The sequence below is a fragment of the Cohnella silvisoli genome, assembly GCF_021190915.1.
Lineage (GTDB): Bacteria > Bacillota > Bacilli > Paenibacillales > Paenibacillaceae > Cohnella > Cohnella silvisoli.
Genome location: NZ_JAIOAP010000013.1, coordinates 205,549 through 229,671 on the forward strand (window position 1 = coordinate 205,549; position 24,123 = coordinate 229,671).

The following is a 24,123-nucleotide window of genomic DNA, read 5'->3' on the forward strand; positions in this document are numbered from 1 at the left end:
GTCAAAGAAATTTTGAATTCTGGGAAGATCGGTACAGTTGCAGAATGAAATCAAAGTTACTATGCATCACACGCCTAGAGTGGAAACCTAAAAATATACCGAAGAGGATGAACATTTTGGCGGGGATAATTTTGGAGGTGGATGAATGTTAAAAATCGGCGATCAAACCGTTATCATAGGAGGGTTTCACGACCATTGGTTCCGTAATGGCAGTCACAACCCTTCCCTGCTGATGGCTGCTTTAAATTATTATCATTATGATTTCATTTGCTTGATGGACAAAAGCCCGATTGATGCTTGGTTGAAATCCTGCATAGAGGCCTACGATCCCAACTTAAGAATATTTCTGGGATTTGAGCAAATCTACGGATGGGGACATGTTGTTACAGTGCATGGGCGTGAGACACAGATCGCGAGTCATGATCATCGCGAAATACTGAGGCAATTGAAGAGAGAATGTGAGTTTGTAGCTTTGGCCCATCCTCATTATCCTGTTACATACGAGACCATTTTTTTAAACGGCGAATTGGATCGCTTGCTTGATGAAGGGATTATTGACGCAGTAGAACTGGAGATTCGCTATCCGGAGCAGGTGGAATGGTTCAAAAATCGCGACCGCTCCGGGAAGCTGACCCCCATCGTTGGTGGATGGGATCATCATATTTTTAACCCCATTAAGCATCTTCCCAAAGTGCTTTATACGGAGGAGCAAGACCCAAGTACGCACATCGATACCAGTGGAGGCAATCGCACGCTTATTTTCGCGGAAGAGAACAACTTTCCCTCCATCGTCCGAGCCGTTAATAACGGAAATACCGTCATCGAAAATTTACATACGGGGGAACTGGTCGGTCCTTCACGGTTAATAGCCGAATTGGAGTGTCATGGGTATCGTGAAAAAATGGAGGAATTGAATAGAAAACGAGACACGATTACTCTCATGATCGATCGCCTGCCTGTTGTGGGTGAACCATTGCAGCTTGATTTTTCTCAGCCGGGCACGGTAATGCTTCCGGGTACGCTGGAGAAACCCCTTACCTATGCGACTGATCCCGCTGGTCGCCTTTTCATAGAGCGGCTGCCTCCCATAATGGATCGCGATCGCACTCATTTTCCAGTTGTGTACCTTGGAGAAGACAGCTATAAACGCATATTTGCGATTGAAATTAGTCACAGCATACAACTTGATATTTTGCCCAAAATCAATCTGGCGGAAGACGAGCTACATGCTATTATTATTCATCCCAAAATCCCGTTCCAGGGCAATATCCAGCTAACGGTGGAGCATATCATTCCGGATGGCGTTTCTCTAGACGAATATAACCTGACTATCCCTTTTCCCGATCATAGTAAACCTGAACAACCGGTTTCCTATGTAGTAACGGCTACAGGTGATAAAGGAATAACACGGCGACAAGAAGGGCTCCTTACTTTTGCCACAGCGGCGAAATTTACTCGCGATTGGTCGGCCACCCCCGCTGTTGTTGTGAACACAGCGCAATATGTTCCCGAGTTATACAGCGTTCACGGGGCAAACTTCATCTGGCTCGGTCCCGAACATTTTTCGGCCGAAGTGCGTTTTGCCTGGACGGATCAAGAGCTAATGGTTCGAATTGATGTTATCGACGAAGTGGTTTATCAGCCGTTTAAAGGACACTTTATGTACAACGGCGACGCGATACAGTTTGCGATCGACCCTCTTTTGCGCCGGGGATCTACGGAAGGCTCGATTTATTTCTACGGTTTTGCCTTAACTTCGGAAGGGCCTGAAGTTTTTCGTTACAAGTCTCCGTTAGAAGAAGCCAACGATAACTTTACTCCCCCGCAGGAAGATGTATCACTTGGCGGAAATTATCTCGAAGTCGAGCGGACACCGCAAGGATTAGTCTATCTTCTAAAGTTGCCATGGTGCGAACTGGCACCTCTTCAGCCGCAAACCGGAAGTCAGTTGGGTTTGTATATGATCTTTCATAATAATAACGGCGAAGGACTTGTCAATGCGCTTCACTGGCCAAAGCCAATTCAGGGTGAGTTTATGTTTCCCGAGCTTTGGGGTGTTTTAACTTTAAGTTATTAGATAATCTCTTTAATAGGCCTTGGTGGAAGCAGTACTGAAGAGGAGACAAAGGTTTCATGAGGTTATTTCATAGATTTCGCAGACACCATCGTAAAACGTCGGAATAACGTAAGTATTTGTGGTTGGTCACAATGGAGGGACTTCCCTCCATATGGATCCATCAACTTCTGGAGGTCCTTTTTTAATCGAGTATTTGCTATATCTCGGTGCCACATCCTTGCAGGTTGGGTATGTACTTGCGTGACGTCTCTAGTCAATGTAGCTCAAATTTGGATGGCTTTTTTGATGCAAAAAATCAAAAACCGCCGCTGGATGCTTATTATCTTCGGGGCGCAAGCTGCTGCTCGATACCAAATAATGCAGAACGTGCGGGGACAAATGAGCAAGTAAAGTAAAATCAAATACATGTCTGATTTAAAGAAGGGGTTAACGTACCTCTTCTTTCTTTTTTTGCTGCTATTTGTGCTTATTTGCAGAATTTACAAGAATCATAGTCCTATAAAGTTAGGAGTGCACAGCTAATAGGATTAACTTGATAATGCATACATGAGAAAGGGTAGATTGGGAGGAAGAGAAATGACTACAACGAGTAAAAAAGTAACGGCGTTTATCTTGCGACGGATGGTCAACTAACGCTTCCCGCAGGCGGAACAGGCGAGGTTAGTTTGAATCAAGAGGTCACGGTTTCTATTCCTGGCGGTGCAACAAACAAAGAATTGAAAATAACGAAAGAAAAATTGTTGAACACGCAAAACCTAGTAACGGATAAAGACGTTCTAGCCAGTCCGATCTTTGAGATTCTGAAAAATTTCTCGGAGAACTTCAGTAAACCGATTACGCTGACCTTTAAGTTCGATCCGACCAAATTGAGTGGTGACCAAACCGTAGCCGTATTCTATTTTGACGAAGCGAAGAAGGAATGGGTGGAAGTCGGCGGTGTTGTTAGCGACAATCATATTACCGTAAATGTAAACCACTTTACCAAGTATGCGGTAATGGTTGTAGGACAAACAGCAGTTGTGCCAGTAAACTTTAGCGATATTTCTGGGCACTGGGCTGAGGCCAATATCAAGAAAGCAGTAAGCGGCGGGATCGTCAAAGGTTATCCGGATGGAACGTTCAAGCCGAATCGTACGGTGACGCGCGCTGAGTTTGCGGTCATGCTCATGAATGCGTTGAAGCCGCAAGGAGAAGGAGCGGCGCTGACGTTCACAGATACGGCGAAGATCGGATCTTGGGCGCAGAAAGCAATCGCAAAAGCGGTACAAGCAGGCATTATTAAAGGCTATGAGGACGGAAGCTTTCGTCCTGACGCAGTCATTACACGCGCAGAGATGGCAGCGATGATTGCAGCCGCGCTAGGTCAGACTAACCAAGCGGATGCCACAACCGGCTTCGCGGACGACAAGGACATTCCAACGTGGGCGAAAGCCAGCGTTGCGTTCGTGAAGCAAGCAGACATTGTGCAGGGCAAAGGCAATAACCAATTCGCCCCGGGGGACAATGCGACAAGAGCAGAGGCTGTGACAGTTCTGTTGAATATGTTGGCGCAGAAGAGCAATAAGAATGTCAGCGGGCTGAAGGCCCGGTAGAAGTCAAACGGGACAAGAAAAAAAGTAGTTTCCTGCTCGCTTCCGAACGTATTCAAAAGGTAGTAGATAAAGGACAACTTGGTTACAAGCGCAGACATGTAAGGTGTTAACAAAAGACGGAAACCCTTGCGATACAAAGGTTTCCGTCTTTTTGCGCGGCGCTGCTATTAACCGCGGATGAACTCGATCAGAAGCCGGTCCAGCTCACGGGAAACGGCCAAGACGAGCGGATTGGACGACATGCCGTACTTGTCGAGACTCTCGATTCCTTGGTGCAGTCGAACGATCGTTTCGAGTCGTTCGCGTTTCTCTTCGCCGGGAAAACTTTTCATATATTGCACGATGCACTTATCGAGCAACTGGGACCTTTCGATGACATAAGGATTGAGCGTCCCGTATTGATCGACCAGATCTTCCAGCGATCGGCGCAGCATTTCGATTTCGGATAACAAAGGCGCCACTCCTTTTTCTCACAGATTCGATTTCGCGTGAGAAAAAGGAGCTTTTGGGCGGAGGAGTCGGGGGTTCGTTTCCCCGTTTCGTAATCAGCAACTTGGAGTTTTTGGCGTAGTTTCGTCTACCTCTCAACTGTAAGAATAGCGTTTCGGTCAAAACCGCGTCGGCAAGCCTCGGATGGAAAAAGCCGCCATGGCCCGAAGACGGCGGAGACTGCGGGCCGACCGAGGCGTTCGTCACCGCATCGGGGATCGCATTGCTTCTCCGAGACGAAGGCTCGGCGTTCCGTGCCGGCGACTTATTTGATTTCACGGACTCGTTGCCGGCGGAAGGCTTGTTCGCCGATTTCGAACCCAGGGTTATGGCCCTGGGGTTCCCAACGAACCTTGGAGCGCCTTCGTTCTTTGCTGGAGCTTCGTCTTCGGGAGTCGCAGGCAAGCCGTTCTCATGGCTTAGACTGATAGCCGGAGCGGGCTTGGATTCGGGCTTCGGCCCGGCTTGGGACGGGAGCTCCGGCGCAGAAGACGTCGCGGGAGCGGAAGCATGCAGCGTCACGGAGCTCGAAGCCTGTTTGTCTTCCGGAGGAGGCGTCGCTTGCGCTGGCAAAGCTTCTTCCGCGGTAGGCGAAGACGGCACCGGCGATGGCACATCGACGCCGGACGTTACCAAATGCAGCGGCTCCAGTACGACTTGAACGACGGCATCGATCGCCGTGTCCGCCGTATCGCCGACTTGCCCGAGGAGCTCCGCTGTTCCGTTTGCGACCTCTCCGACTATGCTCGACTCGGGAGCCGCTTGCGCAAGATCGCTTGCGACAGCCTCGGGCACGTCCGCGATCGTCCCGATGGTCTGTCCGAGCGTGTCTCCAGCGGCTTTCTCCGTCAAACGGGTTATACCGGACAGGAGATCGTGCGGCGCCGCTTCGGCGGTGCCGGCGTTTCCGAACATGGCAATGCCAAAGGCGAGCGCTCCGATGCAGAACAACCCGATTCTGGGCTTCATCATTTTCACCTCCTTCCGTTCGAGCTGCGGCGACAAGCGCCGACGTAAATCCATAAATGGTTCAGGTGGTGTTAATAATAGTCGAAGGTTGATAAATTGTCATAAGAACGGAGTCATATTTTTACAACTTTTATGCAAACGGGCCGGAGATTCGTATAGGACTTTTGGTCCTGCTGAAATTAGCATGTTCCATGTTTCGTAATGCAATCTGTTTGCCAAAGTTGGAGAGGAATTTCAGTTGCTTTGCTAGGTTTAAAGTGAGAAAGATAAAATGATCCTTCCAGGGCTTGACCTGGGAAGGATCATTTTTCATTTTTACCACTGTTGTCGGTTGATTCCATAAAAACCACTCTCAGAATGAGGGTGGCCAGAGATTATAACTTCCAAGAAGTTCCGTCGGAAAATTTAACGGAAGTGCTTGCGGCGCTCTTCGGCTAAAACATCACTACCCCGCATCTGCACAGCATGGCGTGGACATGTGCGGGACTTGGCGTGCTGATGCTTGCTTTAACCTTGCGGATGCCCACCCGCGCGAGAAGATGAACTATTTGAAAAAGAAAGAGGGACTTAGCAACCAGGAGATTGCCGATCTTTATGTACTGTCGGTCTCCACCGTTCGCAATAAAATAGGGAATACAAAGAAAGGAAGGGGCTATCTCGCCCCTTTTTTTGTTAACCATAAATTCGACGAGCGGAGGGGAATTGCAAGCCCAGCTTCTACTATAAAGTTAGGAGTACACAGGCTTAAATCGCAGTTGGATAATGTTTATTGAGAATCATATAAATAGATATGGAGGCAAGAAGAGAATGTATGGGACTATAAAAAGAAGACTGAGTTTATTTATAGCGCTGTTGATATTGCTGAATATAGGGCTTATGAGCAAAATGCCAAGCGCTTATGCTGATCCCCCTTCTTTTGCTGGAGGTTCGGGAACGGTAGGCGATCCTTACCTGATTTCAACTGCCGATCAATTGAACGAGGACCTTTGCTTTCGATCTGACAAAATTAAGCCATAACCAGAAGGCAGTGGTATTCTATTATGACGATGCGAAGAAGGAATGGGTGGAAGTCGCCGACGGCCGCGTAAATGGCGATCATATCACAGTTGAGGTAGAACACTTTACGAAGTTTGGGGTATTCGCTGTTGACAAAGAGGAAACGGACACGAAACCTATTATTACCTTTAGCGATATTTCTAGACACTGGGCTGAGGCAAGTATCAAGCAATCGGTAGGCGGCGGAATTGTCACCGGTTATCCGGATGGAACGTTTAGGCCGAATCAAGCCGTGACTCGTGCGGAATTCGCCGTCATGCTGATGAATGCGTTGAAGCCGCAAAGCGAAAGAGCGCTGCTGGCGTTCACGGATACAACGAAAATCAGATCTTGGGCGCAGAAAGCGGTCGCACAGGCAGTGCAATTAGGCATTATTCACGGCTATAAGGATGGCAGCTTCCGCCCAAATGAAGCCATCACTCGGGCAGAGATGGCGGCGATGCTGGCAAACGCTTTGAGTCTGTCTTTCAAAGCGAATGCCGCAACCAGCTTCGCGGACGACAAGGACATTCCGGCGTGGGCGAAAGGCGCAGTGGCAGCAATTAAGGAACTTGGCCTTGTACAAGGTAAAGGTTCAAATGAATTTGATCCTACTGCCAAGACGACAAGAGCAGAGGCTGTGACTGTTCTTCTGAAAATGTTGGCACAAAAGAGCGAGTAAAGTAAAAGGAACCGGCAATAAAGTCAATATGATGTTCTTTTTCATGTGGAGTGCTATGTGTCGTTTATCAGGAAGTAGCTAAAGGAGTATCCGTCCATATGTCTTAAGTGCAAACGTCGGCGGAGATTCTTCGTCAAATGGGCAACGAACTGAGGCAGTTAAGCGATTTCAGTATCCTTTAAACAATAGCCCGAACGTCTTCACAATAATCCCAATATCCGTTGTAATTGATCGCTTCTGAATATATTTCAAATCCAGCGCCAGCATTTCCTCGAACCCTAGCCGGCCGCGTCCGGAGATCTGCCACAGACCCGTGCAGCCTGGGGTCACAAGCAATCGTTGCTTGTCGAATTCACTGTACTCCTTAACTTCCCTAGGCAAAGGCGGCCTGGGACCGACAAGACTCATGTCGCCTTTAAGCACGTTCCATATTTGCGGCAGTTCGTCAATGCTCGTTCTGCGAATCCACTTTCCGAGCTTCGTCACGCGAGGGTCGTTCCTTATTTTGAATATGGCCCCGGTAGCCTCGTTGGCCGGGAGCAGTTCCTTCAGCTTCTCCTCCGCATCCGCTGACATCGAACGGAATTTGTATATTTGGAACGACTTCCCACTTTTTCCGATGCGGGCCTGTTTGAAAAGCACTTTTCCTCTCGGGTCCTCCAGCTTGATAAGAATCGCAACCAAGATCATTACCAACGAGAACAGAATTATGCCCATGAGAGTGCCTATGATGTCCATTAATCTTTTGGCTATCAAGTAGCCTTTCCGTTCTTGAACGACAATCATTCGGACGTATGCCAACGTGTCCCCACCTTTCGAACGAGACGATGGCTATATTGTACGGGACCGCTCGGCAACCGCAACGGCATGTATAACGTTCCCTCGATAAAATGGGTTCATGCCGTTGACCGCCGATGCCGCCTTGAATAAACTGGTAGATATCAATTCAGAGGTGTCCGCTTTGAACCTGAACCGGCTTGTATTTCTGTTCCGCTTCTTCCCTTCGGCAAAATTCAGAATATATTTTGGCGCGTTTTTCGGTATTTGGCTTGCCATATTAATATGGGGGAACCTGCTTCTTATCGTCTCCAGCTTGGCGGCTTTCATCGCTGTCTGCTGCTTTAAAATCCGACTGACCCGCAAAGACAAACAGGAATTGGAACAAATCATCATGGAACAAGCGAACGCGATAGAACTCGTAACCAAACAGCTAATAAAAGCTCCAATCGATTTTGATCTACTGTACGAAACGAACCTCAATGCGGCGAAAGCGATCAAAATAAGCTTTGACCGCTATGCCATTCAGAAAGGTTCGGCTTATGCCCATACTTATCATTTGGGTTTTTTTTACGTGCTGACCCGAACAAACGGAATTTGGGACTTGAAGCAAGTTATTGGGGACAAATCAATCTACTCTTTTCGGGGTGCTGACAAAACCGGGGAATACATCGGCAACCATCATTTCGGTTATATGGGGAGTGCAGTTGGGCTCAGTTGTTTCGTGTTGAGGCTCGCTGCCGGGATGTATCAAGTATACTCCGGGACATCGGATTGGAGGTATGTTTTCTCTTTTTTCGATCATCCTGCGGATTCCCAAGCGATTGCCGACGGCTGCAGCGAATTTGACTCCCAATTTTTTTAGCATCTTTTACACGTTTTTGATCCATTTTTATTTTCTTCAGCAGATTATGGGAAAGTGAAAGCCATTCGACCTCTAAGGTCACCTTCGGCAAGCCACGAAGCAGAAAGCGACGGAATCCGTTGGTCTCATCCTCTCAATTGACCAAAAAGAACCATACACAAATTGAGACAAGCCTTATTAATCAAGGCATAAGCATGCTACGGCGGATAGGAACCAAATAGCCTATGTTCCCTCATACGGAGCATGTGGAGTGTATAATATTGATGGTACGAAAAGAGATGTGACAGTACCGCTCAAGGAAGTTGAAAGATAGGCAGACGAGTCACGTTGAATGCTGCGTGAGGATTGAAAGGCTGAAAGATTGATGAATAAAGGGATGCAGGCGATTCGCAAAGCTAATAATTTAGTGCGATCCTTGAAAAGATAAAAAGATATTTATAAAATATTGAGTTTTAATAAAAGATGAGGGTTCTTGTTATGCCAAAAAACGATAATATGCTGGCAATTCTATGGATGCTGAATTCGGGCGTAAAAATGACTGCAAAACAAATATCCGAAAAGTTAGAAATAAATATACGAACAGTTTATCGGTATATTGATGCACTATGTGCCAGTGGAGTGCCTATAATATCCGACACAGGTCATAATGGCGGGTATAGTTTGCTGAATCATTTTATCAAAGCACCTTTGCTATTTGATATTGAAGAAAAAAAGGCACTCCTTCATGCTGCTGTTTTTGCAAAAGAAGCCGGATACCCATTGAGTGAGGCATTAGGCAATGCGACATCAAAATTGAAAATGTATTCGAATCAGGAGCAGGAAAGTATACTTAGCCGTCATTTAGCCGGATTTGAAGTTATAAACCGCATGGGAGACCCTTCTGTTCAGCCGGTATTGGCGGAATTGGAGCAGGCTGTAGCAAACGAATTCTCTGTAGAAATTGATTATCGCACAAGCCGTGATGATCAACCCAAGAATAGGGTGATAGACCCCTATGGAATGGTTTACTGGAACAATAAATGGTATACTGTTGCATTTTGCCACCTAAGGAATGAAATCCGCAGCTTTCGGGCAGATCGGATTCTACAAATCAAGCGTACTCAAATCATATTTAAGCGTTCCGAAGCTTTTTCGGCCCGTGAATTTTTTATGCAAAATCTGTTACCTGATTTGGTGGGCAAGGACGGGTTAGTTTCTTTAATTATCGGAGGCAGGTCAGAGGCATTGGATGACTTATGCCTGCATTGGTTTTTGGGGCATCATCTGAAAGAGCGGACATCAAATCAAGCAATAGCTTCACTGACAGCAGATGTCAGTGAAGCTATTTTATTATGATGATAATCATTGATTACCGATGGATGGTTGGTATCACTTGATGAATAAAATAAGGAGAACTTGCAAATGAATAATATATCTTTATGTGTTTGACACAATGGCAGACTGGGAAATAGGTTACTTAACTGCCGAACTGAACTCGGGAAGATATTATAAAAAGAGGCTGGCCCCATCAAAAATAGTTACCGTGGGAATTGAAAAGACTCCCGTAACTACAATGGGCGGATTGAAAATACTGCCTGAGATCAAACTGGATGAGTGCAGCATTGCAAGCACAGATTCATTGATCTTACCCGGTGGAGATACATGGACAGAAAGGTGTAGCAATGGGACTTGCCCAGACAGGATTGCTGAATTTACGTTGGCATACAAGCAATGATCTGGAATACCTTAAAATGATCTGTCCCACTTACACAGGCGAAAAGTATTACAAAATGGAGTCTACTGTAACTGATGGAAAACTGATCACTGCATCTGGAATAGCTCCGTTGGAATTTTCTGTACACGTCTTGAAAGCTCTGGGTGTGTTTTCTTCAAAAACATTAGATGCCTGGTATAGTCTTAATAAGACTCATGAATCCAAATATTTCTATGAGTTGATGAATTCAATCCAATGAAGGTATAAGCATAAAATTGATATGTTATGATCATTTAAAGGAGGAGTAAAAATGACTGAAAGCATAAAATATATGGGAGTGTCAGGTAAATATACAAAGAATGGAACACCCAACGGCTGTACATCTATTACCCCATTTATAACAGTGAAGAATCCTTCTGAAGCAATAGAGTTCTATAAAACTGTTTTCAATGCAAGGGTTAAGGATATTACTGAATATCCTGATGGAAATGGCAATAAAATAATTGTTCATGCGGAATTAGATTTTGGAAATGGTTTTTTGCAGCTGGGGGCAGCGAATCCGGCATATAAATTGGTCTTGCCGCCAGATGAAGACAATGCGTGTTATTCTTTAGGAATTTACGTAATTAATGTTGATCAGGTAATTGAAAATGCGGTAGCAAGAGGAGCAAAAGTAAGGGAACCGGTTGTAAACTTTGTTTCAGGTGATCGATTCGGAAGTATATTGGATCCTTTTGGAGTAAGATGGTCTATTATGACTAGGATTGAGGATTTGTCAGAAGAAGAAAGTAGTCGGAGGGTTGCTGAATGGGCCAAAAGCTTTAGTGGAGAATAAATGCAATAACTGTTTTAATAAAAGTGTTAAAAGACTAAATATATAACCTACAGAGCTCAAGTGAAGATACTGCTTGGGCTTTTCTTTTTCTTTAGTTGAAATACTTACAGAGTTTACGAAAGAGTAAAGGAATTGGAAGTTATCGTATCCCAAGAACAGGGGGACGAAGGATAATGAAGCAGTTCCAAGAGGGGATCAGTCAGTTTGCAAGTCTGGAGATCACAGATGAGGAAATGCTTCGTGGACTCATTCAACGATTGATTGAGCGGATTGATCCGTTGTTGTTGGGGGCTTAAGTCGCCCCCTTCCATTTTATCTATAACAAGCACTCTACACATGTGGAGTGTGTAGTGCCAGTACATCGAATTGATCAATAATGGGAGCGCCTAAGCTTGGTTGTCACTATGTACAGCAACAGCCCTTCACCGCTCTATTTAGCGGTGAAGGGCTGTTGCTTGTTATTCAATCATTAAGCAGAAGTGTTAATTGCAGTTTGACATCCGTGAAAATCGAAGGTTTTAAGTGCCCGAGTTTTTTAATGACAATTTGATTTGAAAACGTATATATTTAATCGCTCGAACAGCAGATTCGCCTTGTTTATTCATTGTTCCAGACCTCATCGTCCACAGGGTTGTTCCAGAACTCCATACTGGTTGCACTAGCTTGTTCAAGATTATTTTGTGCTTCGCCAGCCCAAAGGCCGCACTAGACGCCCGAGCAAAACGCACCGCAAGAATAAGCCAAGAGAGAACCTCCCGGTACTGCACGCCGGAAGTTTTTTTGCCAAGAGTGGCCTGCGTGGGAGCGGCGATGCACGGGAATGCTGCGTGATGCGGATGAACGCCAACTTATGAGGCGAGAATGGTTACTTCGCTTCGGGCCGAGTTCTGCTATAATAATGGACATTCGTTCCATTTTTATTGCCGTGCGGCAGAAAGAGAGACGTTTCTATGAAAAGTCGGTTGGCGAGATTCGGGCTTCTTGCGGTCATCGGGCTATTCGTTCTCGTTCAGATTTACATGGCGCTCGACTCGGAGGTGACTCGGCCGACGCTTCCGGTCAAGGACGGCATCCTGGACGCGAGAGGGTGGGATTTCGCCCAGGATGGCATGATGAGGCTGGACGGGACTTGGACGTTCTACCCGAACGTGCTGGCATCGCCCGACTCGCTGCCCGCAGACAAAGCGATCAGCATCCGGGTGCCCGGCAATTGGCATAAATCCGTTCCCGAGCAGCGGCTTTTCGGCATCGGTACTTATGAGGCTGTTATATTGCTCGCGCCATCCGCCCCTCCTCTCATCGGCATCAAAGTGACGAATATCCGCATGTCGCATCGGTTATATGTCAACGGCCGTTTGCTTCACGAGAACGGAAGGCCGTCGGAGTCGCAGGAGACGGAGAAACCGAATAATACCCCGTATACGGTCTACGCCCCGGTCGAGAACAATCGTCTTCATCTGGTTATCCAGACGGCTAATTTCCATTATTACCAGGGTGGCATTGCGCAACCGATCGTCATCGGGGAGCCGGAGCAAGTATCCCGCTACGCCTTAATTAATTTCGGTATCGGCCTGGTCAGCTTCATGATGACGGTTTCTTTCGGTTTGTATTCGTTAGCCGTCTACCTGATGCGTTCCCGGGATCGTCTGTACTTGTACGCCGGACTGTTTTTTCTCATCGTCTCACTCACTGTGGCTTGCGCGGATGAGAAGGTGCTCATGGTGCTGCTCGATTGGTTGCCTTTTACGGTCGCCTACAAGCTGCAAGATTTGTCGTTGTCCGGAGCGCTTATGCTGCTGCTCGTCTTTTTCCGGGCGGTGGATCCGGCGTTCGCTTCGAAAAGGGTGTTTCGACTGATGATGGCGCCGATGCTGCTTTACTTGACGGCGGTGGCGATTTTGCCGTACCGGACGTACATACCCGTGAAAATGTTGTTCTCTCCCTATCAGCTCATCATCTGCGGGTATTCGATCGTAAGCTGGCTGTTGCTGCTCATCAAGGCCCAATCGAGGGAAAATCGCTTGGAGCGGGCGTTGATGTTCGGCACGGCGTTATTTCTGACGGGCAGCTTGCTGTTTCAATATTTGTATCTCGATCAGATTATCGCGAGCAAACGTCTGTCGTTCGTCTCGTACTTTTCATTTATATACACGATTAATTTGTATTTGGCTTTCTGCTCGAGGAACGCGCTGCGGCGATCGGAGCAACTGACGGTGCAATTGCTGCAGGCGAACGAGACGAAAAACGAGTTTTTACAGCGGACGTCGCACGAACTGAAGACGCCGCTGCACGGCATTCACAATCTGGCCGAACACGTGCTGCGGAAGGAGACGGGGATGCGCGAGGACGCGCGCCGCCATCTCGGCGTCGTCGTGGATACGGCCGAACGGCTGTCGTATATTGTGAACAACTTGATCGATGCGACGCAGCTTCGCAATATGTCGCTGCAAGTACGGTTGTCGTCGGTGGATTTGTCTGCCGTCGTGGAGCATGTGCTGCGGATTATCTCCATGCATGTCGGCCCTAAGCCGATCGCGCTTGCGAATCGCGTGCCTTCCCGAACGTTCGTTGAGGCGGACGAGATCAGGCTGCAGCAAATCGTATACAACGTGCTGTCCAACGCAGTGAAATATTCGAATGAAGGCACCGTCGCCGTCACTGCGAAAGCGCAAAACGGTCGGGTTACGCTGCTGATTGCGGACGAGGGAATCGGTATGACGGAATTCGAGCAGGGAAGCGTATTCGAGGACAGGTATCGCGCGGACGCTGCTGGGCAGCCGCCAATGGATGGCATGGGGCTTAGCCTGTTCGTCAGCCGAGAGCTGGCTCGCCGGATGGGAGGCGAGCTGTATATTGCGTCAAGCGAGCCGGAGCGCGGAACCGAGGTGGCGCTAGAATTGAAGGTTGCGAGACAGCCACCCGAAGTGAATATTCACGTTGCGTCGGATGAACGGGAAGGGGGACTGCCGGCGGCAGCCTGGCCGGAGCTGGCCGCATCGGCGGACGCCGGGGAGCGTGAACGCCGATCGGTGCTTCTCGTCGACGACGATCCGATGAATCTGGAAGTACTTCGACTCATCTTGCAGGATGACTACGAACTGGAAGTGGCGTACGGAGGGGAAGAGGCGTTGGCGCGGCTGAACAACCGCCGGTTCGACCTGATGATTACCGATTATTTGATGCCCGGGATGTCGGGCCTGGAGCTGACGAAACGGGTTCGGGCCAACCACTCCTCCGTGTCGCTGCCTGTTATTATCGCGACGGCTGCAGCGCGTGAGGCCGATGTGGAGCTTGCCTATCAGGCCGGAGCGACGGACTATATCGCCAAGCCTTTCTCGGCGGGCGAGATCCGCAAGCGGGTGCAACTGCTTCTGCAGTTGTCCGGCACGATGGAAACCGCTCTCCGCAACGAGCGAGCGTTCCTCGCGGCACAGATTAAGCCGCATTTTCTGTACAACGCGCTGAACAATATTATCGCGGCTTGTTATGACGAGCCCGAGCATGCCGCCGAGTGGCTGAGGCTGCTCAGCCGCCATCTGCGGCGCATGTTCCGGCACGAATCGACGGTCCATACGATACCGCTTGAGCAGGAATTGGAACTGATCCGGGATTATGTCGAGCTGGAGAGGTTACGTTTTGGAGACCGGCTTCGCTTCGAGATTGAGATCGATCCGTCCTTGCTGGCGGACAATCCGCAAGTGAGAACGTTGCTCATCCAACCGCTCGTCGAGAACGCGATTTGCCATGGCATTTTCAACAAAAGTGGCGCGGGTACGGTGACGCTGCGGATCGGGCGCGAAGAAGCATTCCTGCGCATCGATGTGGAGGATGACGGCATCGGGATCGGCCCGGACGCGGTGCGGGGAATTATTGCCGGGGAGACGGTGAAGGGAGTCGGGCTGCCGAATGTTCGTAGGCAGGTCGCGGCCGTCGTAGGAGCGGAATTCCGTCTTCAATCCGCGGAGGGGAGGGGCACGCGATGCACGATTTTGCTCCCTGCCCGATTGCAGAAGGAGGTTAAGCAATGACCTACGCTACGATGATTGTAGAAGATGAACAGCGAATTTTGGCATATATGACAAACCAGCTTGCGGCGTATCCCGAATTCGAGCTGCTGGGCTGCTTCGACGTTCCCGAGGAGGCGCTTGCCGCCTTTCCCGCGCTGCTGCCGGACGTGGCGTTTCTCGATATCCAGATGCCCCGTCTGACGGGACTTGCTCTTGCCGAAAAGCTGCTGCGGATCAAACCGGACTTGATAATCGTTTTTTTGACCGCCTATGAGCAGTACGCGCTTGACGCTTTCAAGGTCGAAGCGATCGACTACATTCTGAAGCCGATCGGCAGCGACGATATCGAGCGCGTATTGCGCCGGCTGGACAAGCTTCGACCCGCAGCCGCAGCCGTAGCCCCGGACGCCGCGCACGCCGGACCGATGATCCGTTGCCTCGGCACGTTCGAAGTGATAGGGCGAGACGGCAGCCCGGTCCGTTGGCCGACGAAAAAGGCGGAGGAGCTGTTCGCTTACTTCTGGATGAACAAGGACAGACAGATCGACAAATGGGCGCTGATCGACCTGCTGTGGCCCGGTTCGCCCGAAAATAAAGGCGATCGCAATCTGTATACCGGCATCTACCGGTTGAAGCAGGTTTTGCAGCATTTGCCGGTTGCCTTCTCTATCGAACGCGGCAATTTTTCCTATCGTTTCCTCGGCCCCAACGGTTTGTCCGATCTGGAAGAGCTGCGCGAACTGGCGAATCACCGTGAGGCGGTCGAACGGCGGACGGAACGCGCGATGGAGCTGTTTCTCGGCTATCGGCAGCCGTTGTTCGGCAGCCGAAGCTACTCGTGGAGCGCGCCGGCGGATGCCGCCGTCGACGAAATGATGAATCGGCTTGGCGAGCGGCTGGCGGAGTGGTGGCGGCGGCAAGGAGATGCCGTTCGGGAACGTGCGGTGCTGAACGCGATCGAAGCGAGGCTGCGCGAAGCGGAATAGCGAAAAAGCTCGGTTTGTGTCATTTTTGTTACGTCCGATTGCTATAATCCTTCTCGATGCAGGCAGGCAACAAGCCAGGCTACGAGAGGGGATTGCATGATGGCAAAAAAATGGATGGCATTATTATTCGCATTCGTGTTGCTGCTACCAACGGAGGCGATATTCCGTTCGCCTGAAGCGTCAGCGGCACCGTTGTTCCCGGGCAGCGGGACGGCGGAGGATCCGTATTTGATCTCAAATCCGATCCAATTGGACCACGTCCGCGATAGACTGAACAAGAATTTCAAGTTGACGCAAAACATTGACCTGACAGCGTATGTATCGTCAGAGGGGCTCGGCTACAACGGAGGCCAGGGCTGGAATCCGATCGGGATGTCTGAAAGTCCGTTTTCGGGCGTGTTCGATGGGGACGGGTACGTCATCACCGGGCTTGCAATCAATCGCTCCGAATGGACAACTGGGCTGTTTCGGGGGCTGACCGGCACGATCAAGAACCTTGGCGTCGTCGGCGCGCAAGTTATCAATCAGCAATCGGATACTGGCATTCTGGTCGGACAAAGTCTGGGCGGCACGATTCAAAATTGCTTTGTGAAGGGTTCGGTTTCTTCGTCCGCCGACATGGCGGGCGGGCTGGTTGGAGCCAACTCCGGGACGATCTCGAACAGCTACTCGCTCGCTTCGGTCAGCGCAACCGAACGGGTCGGTGGCCTTGTCGGCTACAACCTGGATATCGAAGAATATATGGGACGTATTGAAAACTCGTTCGCCGCAGGCCAAGTGACGGCTACTCGGTCGACAACGCTCAAAGGCGGTCTTGTCGGCGATTGGGGTACGGATCCGAATGCAACCGCGGTCAATTCCTTCTACGATAAAACTACTAGCGGCCAATCCGATACGGGCAAAGGTATCGGCAAAGATTCTACGGAAATGAAGATGTGGGCAACGTATAACGATGCCGGTTGGGATTTCAATTCGGCATGGTTTATCGATGAACCCAACGATTATCCGACACTGCGCGTATTCAACGCCGTTCCGACGACGCCGGATCATGCTCCGACGGCTTCGCCGACGCTCACGGGCACGGCGCAAGTCGGCAGCGTGCTTACGGCAACATCAGGTTATGCCGATGCGGACAATGACGCCGAGTCCGGCACGACATATGCGTTCTATCGTTACGATGCGGACGGAATAACCGGCGAGACGCTTGTGCAAGGCGCCTCCGCGACGGATACGTATACGATTGCCGCCGCGGACCTCGGCAAGGTTATCAAGGTCAAAGTCACGCCGAAAAATGCAAAGGCGACAGGCGCGACGGCGACAAGCGCGCCAACGGCCGTCATTGCCGAAGCGCCGCCGATCCTTATATCGACTGCGGCCGAACTGGATGCGATTCGGAACAATCTATCCGGAAACTACATCCTCACTAAGGATATCGACCTGACGGATTACTTGTCACCCGCAGGTGCAGGTTATGATGGCGGCAAAGGCTGGCGGCCGATCGGAACGACGTCGAACAATTTCACGGGGCGATTCGACGGCAACGGCCACGTCATTACCGGCTTGAAAATCGATCGTCCTAACGAGGCGCCCGTCGGATTTTTCGGCAGAATTAAAGAAGGATCGTCGATTAAACGCGTAGGGCTCGTGAATGTCGACGTGAAAGGGTCGGTGGCTGTCGGAGCACTGGTGGGGACGAATACGGGTAGCGTTTCCGAGAGCTTCGCCACGGGCAAAGTCGCAGCTTCGAGTACTTTCGCGGGCGGACTCGTCGGCAATAGTACCGGCACGATCGCGAACAGCTATGCGATCGTTACGGTCAACTCGACCAGTACCGACGTCGGAGGCTTGGTCGGAAAAACGATGATGCTCGGACCGACTACTCCGGGAACCGTGTCGACTTCGTTCGCGGCAGGCATCGTCACGGGTACCGGCAATACCGGCGGCTTGATCGGTACCAACACGGGCGCGGTGGACACCAAATCGTTTTATGACAAATCCATTTCAGGCCAGTCGGATACGAACAAAGGCATCGGCAAAACAACCTTGGAAATGAAGACTCAATCCACTTATGCGGGTTGGGACTTCGACAACGTCTGGATGATGGATCCGAATACCGGATATCCAAGCCTTCGCGCTTTCGTGCCTGCGGACGCACTTCCGACGGCGGCGCCGACGCTCACGGGCACGGCGCAAGTCGGCAGCACGTTGACGGCAACGTCGGGCTATGCGGATGCGGACAACGATCCGGAGTCGGGCACCACATTTGCTTTCTATCGCTACGGTGTGAACGGAACGAGCAACGAAATGCTCGTTCAGGAGGCATCCGCAACCAACACGTACACGGTTACGGTTGCGGACGTCGGCAAAGTGATCAAAGTCAAGGTCACTCCGAAAAACGAGAAAGCGACGGGTGCAACGGTGACGAGCGCGCCGACAGGAGTCGTTCCGCGACTGGCGACGGAAATTTCTTTGGTGCTCGAGCCGGCTGCCGTAACGACCAACGGGTTGAAATACGGCTCGACGTTTAAACTTACCGCAACTGTTGGACCGGCCTCCGGCACGGGAGCGGTTCCGACCGGCACGGTGAGGTTTTATATGGGCATGCAACTGCTGGGACCGGGGGAGCTGGGCGAGGACGGCGTGGCCACGCTTACAGTGTCAGATTGGTCGAATCTGCCGAATCCTGGAAATTCGCCGTACGAAGGTACACTTATAGCCAACTACAACGGTATCTCTCCGTATGATGCCAAAAGTAGCAGGATTCTGGTCAAAGTCTATGACAAAATCACAACGAAGGTTACGCTCTCCAGCGATCATGCAACGGCTACGGCCGGACAAGCAGTCAAGTTGACGGCGCTCGTAGAGGCAAATGATGATTTACGCGGCGTGCCGACCGGTTCCGTTACGTTCAAAAACGGAAATACGACGCTTGGCACGGTGACGTTGGACGAGCGCGGAAAAGCGGAATGGACGACGTCAGCTCTGCCTGTCGGCGAAAACGGCGATATTACGGCGGTATATGCGGGGGCGGGCGATCATCTCGGAAGCGCGTCATCCCAAGCGACCGTGACGATTTCGCCGGCACCGTCGGGCGGATCTACGCCGACACCATCGGGCGGCTCTGCGCCGGCCAAAGAAGAGATCAAAGTCGACGTGCAGAGCGGCGCCGGCACGAACGGTGCGGTCGTCGCACAGACGATCATTACCCGAACGATGGACGCAAGCGGCAAGAAAAAAGACGAAGTGAGCCTGATGCCGGAACAAGCCAATGATGCGGTTCGCCAATTGCAACAGGGCGGCGCCCGTTCGGCAACGCTCGTCATTCCCGACGCGAAGGACGAAGTTGCGGAATTGAACGTCAAGCTCCCGAAAGTGTCTACCGATAAACTCGCGGGAGAGAACGTCGGATTGTCCATTTTCACCAACGACGTTCATATCGGCATCCCGAGCGGCTCGATGCAAGGACTGTCCGTCGATACGTATTTCCACGTCGTTCCGATCAAGCAAGAGGACGAGCGCAAAGCGGTCGAGCAGCGCGCGCAAACCGAACAAGCGGCGAGACTTGCGATCGGGACCGAAGGCGTTGGCGTCATCGGGCGTCCGATGACGATCGAGACGAACATGCAGAGCCGACCGGTAGAACTCGTGCTTCCACTCGGAAATGCAAATCTTACCGAGGAACAGAAAAAAGATCTCGGCGTCTTCATCGAGCATAGCGACGGGACGAAGGAGTTTGTGCGGGGTGAATTGGTCAGCTACAATTCATCCGGCGCGCTTGGCTTGCGGATCACGGTGAGCAAGTTCAGCACATTTACGATCGTGCATCTGCCCGGATGGAGCGCTGCGCTGTCCGCCACAGCGCATAACCCGTACATTTTCGGCTATGGCGACGGCACTTTCAGGCCGAACAGCGCGATCACTCGCGCCGAATTGGCAGCGATTCTGGTGCGCGCTTTCCCTGTGAAATCCGCGAATACGGCACTTTCTTTTGCAGATGTGCCGGACAAGCACTGGGCGCGTTCGGCGATCGCCCAGACGACGGCGGCAGGACTGCTGAAAGGGTATACTGACGACACATTCAAACCGGATCAAGCGATAACGAGAGGCGAGATGGCAAGTATTGCGGCCAGGCTGCTTGGCGGCTCCGATGCTAACGGCGCAGGCGGCAACGGTGGCAGCTTAGCCGACATTAAAGGCCACTGGGCGCAGGCTTCCATCGAACGGGTGCAAGCTGCGGGTATAATCGTTGGTTATGGCGATGGCACTTTCCATCCGGACGACAAGCTTACGCGCGCCCAGGCGGTAGTTATCGTCAATAAGCTGCTCGGATGGAAGCCGCAAGCTTCCGAACCTGCGAAATGGACAGATGTTCCTGCGGCGCACTGGGCGTTTGACGCGATCCAGGAAGCCTCCGGCCAGGCTGTGAAGCATTAAACGGCATTAAACATAGCCTTTTGCAGAGAACGCTGCCTGGAACGGCGTATGCCAAACAGGGAGACGCGACTGATGAAGCCGCTGTCTCCCTGTTTGGTATTAAATCGCCCGTCCTAATTCACGCAAAATCTGATCTTCTTTGGCGTAGTTTAGAGTCTTCCCAGTAAATAAAAGTATGTTGACTTTGCCCACCCGACACATGTGGAGTGAGATTAATACTACGTAGCGGGATGAAATAGTTATTTTTGGTTCGATTCCATAATGACATTATAGAGAGGGACGATAGTCTAACAAACTCGTTGAATGGGGACATAAGGATGGGGGGGGTTAAATTTCCCTGACAACACAGCAATTGTGAATAAATCTCCGCGTGGTACAATAACGTAAACAAGGAGCCGTGCTGTGAACACGACTCCTGTCGCAATAGCCGCTCTAAGGGCGATCGGCGTTAAGTAAATACGGACAGGAAATGACCGCTTACCATTCTAGAGGGGCGGTCATTTCCTTTTGTTAATGGAAAGGATAAGTACAACAAGCGACGCAAAAGACGGTCCGCGCGGCGGGGAGCTAGAAACATCAAGATATCCAATTTCATTTCAACTTCACATAGCGTTAATCCTGTTCTCGCTTACGACCGTAAGGCTTTGGATCATCAGTCAGTCCTAATAAATAATCGACGCTTACCTTATGAAAACGAGATAATTTAATCAAAACAGCCGTTGGAATATCCAATTCGCCGCTTTCATAACGGGAATATGTGGCTTGTGTAATATTCAAATGCTCCGCCATTTGTTGTTGCGTGATGTCTTTGTCTTCGCGTAAATCCCTAATTTTTTTGTACATATCGATCACCTAAAACAATTCTACTTTATGCGGTTTTCGCATATTGACTTTTATGCAATTTTCGTATAATTTTAGGATGAAAACGTGTTGGAACAGGTAATCGTCAGAGGTAGATTTTACGTAACGAAAGGAAGGCGGGTTATGGTAAGCATTATAGAAGAGCTGTACAACGAGAATTTATATCCAAGTGCGCGTATTGTTTCAAAAGACCCTAATTACCGCGCTTCAAGCCATAAGATTAACGCTGCTATGGACGAATGGAAATCGAAATTGACAAAAGAAGATTATGACAAGCTACTTGAGCTAGTGGACTTACATCATTCCATGCATGATATGGATTCGACAGCTTCGTTTGCATACGGCTTTAAGCTTGGCGCGTCGATTATGATGGAAGTGTTTAACGGAAAAGGCGACCTTGTTCTGCCATGTCATGAAAGAATAGAGTGATGAAAATGATAGAACTAGATATTATCAATCAAACGACTACCCCGATAACGGTCAAGAGCGCTGTTCAAGATCTAAAGAGCCTGGGCGTCCGAGAAGGGGATCATCTTCTTGTCCATTCCTCGCTTTCCAGTTTGGGATGGGTTTGCGGAGGTCCACAAGCCGTTGTGCAGGCGCTGCTGGAGTGCGTCGGAGCAGATGGAACGCTGGTCATGCCGGCACATAGCGGAGATTGGAGCGACCCAGCCGAATGGGAGAGGCCGCCTGTTCCCCGTGACTGGATTGAAATCATTTATCGTGAATGGCCGGCATTCGATCCGGCAGTGACGCCGACGCGGGGAATGGGGCGTATTGCGGAACTCTTTAGAACGATTCTAGGAACCGTAAGATCGCAACATCCGCAAGTATCCTTCTGCGCCAATGGTAAACAAGCGGCGCATATTGTTTCCGATCACGCTTTAACGCCGCAGTTCGGTATGGCTTCGCCCTTGGGCCGACTGTATCACCTCGATGCAAAAGTGCTCCTGTTGGGCGTGGATTACGACTCCAGCACGAGCTTTCACCTTGCCGAAGCCACAATCGATGATATGCCGACGAAAAAGATGGGAACCGCGTTGGTTGAGAATGGTGAGCGAATTTGGAAATGGTTTACCGATTTCGCTTACGACTCCGAGGATTTTGCCAAAATTGGAGAGGAATTTGAGAGGCTTGGCAAGGTCCAGAGAGGAAACGTAGGCAATGCTGATTGCAGACTATTTGATATGAAGGAGGCAGTAGAACATGCAAGGAATTGGCTGCTGAGAAATCGATTTAAAAAGGGCGTTTAATACTAGAGAAAGATAAAAATGATCCTTCCGGAGCTCGACCACGGGAAGGATCATTACTCATGTTGCTGCCGCTGCTGCAGTCGAACAGCACGTTGCCTGCCAATCGTCCAGTTTATATTCTAAATACTGTAAAGGCTGTGCAAGATGAGATATAATGGACTCAGCCTGAATGGTTCGAAAGTTTCCTGAACGATTTGCGGATAAAGAATCGCTTTGCGTCCGCGTTTCGCCGACTACGAGGGTGAAGGAGCGAGCAGTTTGGACTATACGGAATTGCTGCGGAAAAAAGCCCTGTATGACCGAGGTAAGCATACGCTCCCGGAAGTAACCGTCAAGACCTATACGCAGGCGTTCGAACTGGAATATACCCATAACTCCACAGCGATTGAAGGGAATACGCTGACCCTCCTGGAAACCAAGGTGGTACTGGAAGACGGCCTGTCAGTGGGCGGCAAAATGCTGCGGGAGATTTACGAGGTCATTAATCATAACAAGGCTTATCAGCATGTGAAGGCTTGCATTGCGCGGGGGCTGCCCCTGAATGAAACGATCATAAAGGACATCCATGCCATTCTGATGGAAAATATTATGATCGGCGGCATTTACCGGAATGAGGAAGTGTACATATCGGGAGCGGCTCATACACCGCCGACGCCGAATGAGATGTACCGCCAGGTCAAAAACTTTTATGCCATCCTGCCTGAAGAGGACGAAGCCAACGCCATCGAGATTGCTGCATGGACGCATGCGGAGTTTGTCCGAATTAACCCGTTTGTCGACGGCAATGGAAGAGTTTCCCGGCTGATCATGAATTATCAACTGATGGCGGGCGGCTTCGTGCCCGTCTCTATTCCGAAGGAAAGCCGGCTGGATTATTTTACAGCTTTGGAGGCCTATGCCGTACATCAGGACTTGAAACCTTTTGCAAGAATGATCGCCTCTTTGGAGGAGCAGCAGCTTGACCGCTACCTCGGCATAATAGAACGGCAAGCGAAATGACAGTTGCGGCTGGTTCACGGATGGCTCAGCATTTCAATTCCCGAGGATTGCTCGAATATTTGGATTTCGATTAGTGCGGACGCAGGCTCGCACATGATGTTGGGCCGGACAAAGCGATAATAATAGGAGTTTCGGAATTCGTTTTCTGAAACTCCTATTTTTGTACGTTCGGCAAGGTAGACAAAAATCATGGAGGTCGATTGCGATGGATAAGGTGAAAGTAATGCTGGTTGAGGATGACCTCGAGTGGCAAAATGGATTAAAAAGCTTTTTCTCCGAAGAGCCTTCACTCGAAATTGCATGCTTGTTCTAAGAGAAACGAGCGTTGATGTCGTGTTGATGGACATTATGCTGAGCGATCCTACGGGTACGGGACTTGATGCCGCGCTCGATATTGCGCACAACTATCCCTCCATCAAAGTCATTATAGTCAGTTCTCTTGACATATAAGAAAGTATAAAATCAGTACCCTATTTCAACATATAAGACTTACATGCCGCTACGCGGCACCACTGATGAATGAAAATATTGTCCATACTGGTTACTGGGGCTGGCGAAGGTAGGTCGTC

Annotated in this window: 17 protein-coding genes and 4 pseudogenes; 16 read left to right on the top strand and 5 right to left on the bottom strand. The window is 50.1% G+C overall.

Features of this window, described 5'->3' with window-relative positions:
• Window positions 1-145: 145 nt before the first annotated feature.
• The 3 genes and pseudogenes from K7P76_RS22890 to K7P76_RS33715 all read left to right on the top strand — a co-directional run.
• Window positions 146-2,077, top strand: a complete 1,932-nt coding sequence (locus tag K7P76_RS22890; protein ID WP_232187639.1) for a DOMON domain-containing protein — start codon at window positions 146-148, stop codon at window positions 2,075-2,077.
• A 995-nt stretch (window positions 2,078-3,072) separates the two neighbouring features.
• Window positions 3,073-3,669 carry an S-layer homology domain-containing protein gene (locus tag K7P76_RS22895; RefSeq protein WP_232187658.1) on the top strand — a complete coding sequence of 199 codons (597 nt, stop codon included), beginning with the start codon at window positions 3,073-3,075 and terminating at the stop codon, window positions 3,667-3,669.
• A pseudogene (locus tag K7P76_RS33715) lies at window positions 3,642-3,779 on the top strand (DNA alkylation repair protein); the annotation flags it as partial. The gene K7P76_RS22895 and the pseudogene K7P76_RS33715, both read left to right, overlap by 28 nt.
• Window positions 3,780-3,836: 57 nt before the next feature.
• On the opposite strand, the gene K7P76_RS22900 reads toward K7P76_RS33715, so the two are convergent.
• Window positions 3,837-4,103, bottom strand: coding sequence for an aspartyl-phosphate phosphatase Spo0E family protein (locus tag K7P76_RS22900; RefSeq protein ID WP_232187659.1), 267 nt, complete (start codon window positions 4,101-4,103; stop codon window positions 3,837-3,839).
• The gene (locus K7P76_RS22905; protein ID WP_232187640.1) at window positions 4,018-5,130 is read right to left on the bottom strand and encodes a hypothetical protein; all 1,113 of its coding nucleotides are present in this window, start codon (window positions 5,128-5,130) and stop codon (window positions 4,018-4,020) included. Before K7P76_RS22905 ends, K7P76_RS22900 begins: the two co-directional genes overlap by 86 nt.
• Window positions 5,131-6,154: 1,024 nt before the next feature.
• Between K7P76_RS22905 and K7P76_RS22910 the strand changes: the two genes are divergently transcribed.
• Window positions 6,155-6,844, top strand: coding sequence for an S-layer homology domain-containing protein (locus K7P76_RS22910; protein WP_232187641.1), 690 nt, complete (start codon window positions 6,155-6,157; stop codon window positions 6,842-6,844).
• Between the two features lie 168 nt (window positions 6,845-7,012).
• Here K7P76_RS22910 and K7P76_RS22915 read toward each other — a convergent pair whose 3' ends face one another.
• Complete coding sequence (locus tag K7P76_RS22915) at window positions 7,013-7,630, bottom strand: sugar transferase (RefSeq protein WP_232187660.1); 618 nt, start codon at window positions 7,628-7,630, stop codon at window positions 7,013-7,015.
• A gap of 118 nt (window positions 7,631-7,748) precedes the next feature.
• On the opposite strand from K7P76_RS22915, the gene K7P76_RS22920 reads away from it, so the two are divergent.
• Complete coding sequence (locus K7P76_RS22920) at window positions 7,749-8,486, top strand: polymorphic toxin type 44 domain-containing protein (RefSeq protein WP_232187642.1); 738 nt, start codon at window positions 7,749-7,751, stop codon at window positions 8,484-8,486.
• A gap of 31 nt (window positions 8,487-8,517) precedes the next feature.
• Here K7P76_RS22920 and K7P76_RS33840 read toward each other — a convergent pair.
• Window positions 8,518-8,604 (bottom strand): annotated as a pseudogene (locus tag K7P76_RS33840) (transposase); the annotation flags it as partial.
• A gap of 359 nt (window positions 8,605-8,963) precedes the next feature.
• Here K7P76_RS33840 and K7P76_RS22925 point away from each other — a divergent pair.
• The 7 genes and pseudogenes from K7P76_RS22925 to K7P76_RS22950 form a co-directional block, all read left to right on the top strand.
• Window positions 8,964-9,779, top strand: a pseudogene (locus tag K7P76_RS22925) (helix-turn-helix transcriptional regulator); the annotation flags it as partial.
• Window positions 9,780-9,918: 139 nt separating this feature from the next.
• Window positions 9,919-10,438, top strand: a pseudogene (locus K7P76_RS22930) (DJ-1/PfpI family protein).
• 51 nt (window positions 10,439-10,489) lie between these two features.
• Window positions 10,490-11,014 (top strand): VOC family protein, encoded by a 525-nt coding sequence (locus K7P76_RS22935; RefSeq protein WP_232187644.1) that lies wholly within the window; start codon window positions 10,490-10,492, stop codon window positions 11,012-11,014.
• A gap of 173 nt (window positions 11,015-11,187) precedes the next feature.
• Window positions 11,188-11,310, top strand: coding sequence for a hypothetical protein (locus K7P76_RS33225; RefSeq protein ID WP_255678717.1), 123 nt, complete (start codon window positions 11,188-11,190; stop codon window positions 11,308-11,310).
• 654 nt (window positions 11,311-11,964) lie between these two features.
• On the top strand, window positions 11,965-15,042 hold the full coding sequence (locus tag K7P76_RS22940; protein ID WP_232187645.1) for an ATP-binding protein: 3,078 nt from the start codon (window positions 11,965-11,967) through the stop codon (window positions 15,040-15,042).
• Complete coding sequence (locus K7P76_RS22945) at window positions 15,039-16,007, top strand: response regulator (protein ID WP_232187646.1); 969 nt, start codon at window positions 15,039-15,041, stop codon at window positions 16,005-16,007. The genes K7P76_RS22940 and K7P76_RS22945 overlap by 4 nt, the downstream gene beginning before the upstream one ends.
• A 96-nt stretch (window positions 16,008-16,103) precedes the next feature.
• Window positions 16,104-20,441 (top strand): S-layer homology domain-containing protein, encoded by a 4,338-nt coding sequence (locus K7P76_RS22950; RefSeq protein ID WP_232187647.1) that lies wholly within the window; start codon window positions 16,104-16,106, stop codon window positions 20,439-20,441.
• Between the two features lie 612 nt (window positions 20,442-21,053).
• Here the strand turns inward: K7P76_RS22950 and K7P76_RS22955 are convergent.
• The gene (locus K7P76_RS22955; protein WP_232187648.1) at window positions 21,054-21,284 is read right to left on the bottom strand and encodes a helix-turn-helix domain-containing protein; all 231 of its coding nucleotides are present in this window, start codon (window positions 21,282-21,284) and stop codon (window positions 21,054-21,056) included.
• A 141-nt stretch (window positions 21,285-21,425) separates the two neighbouring features.
• On the opposite strand from K7P76_RS22955, the gene K7P76_RS22960 reads away from it, so the two are divergent.
• The 4 genes from K7P76_RS22960 to K7P76_RS22975 all read left to right on the top strand — a co-directional run bounded on the left by K7P76_RS22960 (window position 21,426) and on the right by K7P76_RS22975 (window position 24,004).
• Entirely contained in the window at window positions 21,426-21,731 is a 306-nt protein-coding gene (locus tag K7P76_RS22960) for a DUF6809 family protein (protein ID WP_232187649.1), read from the top strand.
• Window positions 21,732-21,736: 5 nt separating this feature from the next.
• Complete coding sequence (locus K7P76_RS22965) at window positions 21,737-22,555, top strand: AAC(3) family N-acetyltransferase (RefSeq protein WP_232187650.1); 819 nt, start codon at window positions 21,737-21,739, stop codon at window positions 22,553-22,555.
• Window positions 22,556-22,813: 258 nt separating this feature from the next.
• Window positions 22,814-23,554, top strand: a complete 741-nt coding sequence (locus K7P76_RS22970) for a Fic family protein (protein WP_232187651.1) — start codon at window positions 22,814-22,816, stop codon at window positions 23,552-23,554.
• A 246-nt stretch (window positions 23,555-23,800) separates the two neighbouring features.
• Window positions 23,801-24,004, top strand: a complete 204-nt coding sequence (locus K7P76_RS22975; RefSeq protein WP_232187652.1) for a response regulator — start codon at window positions 23,801-23,803, stop codon at window positions 24,002-24,004.
• Window positions 24,005-24,123 lie beyond the last annotated feature (119 nt).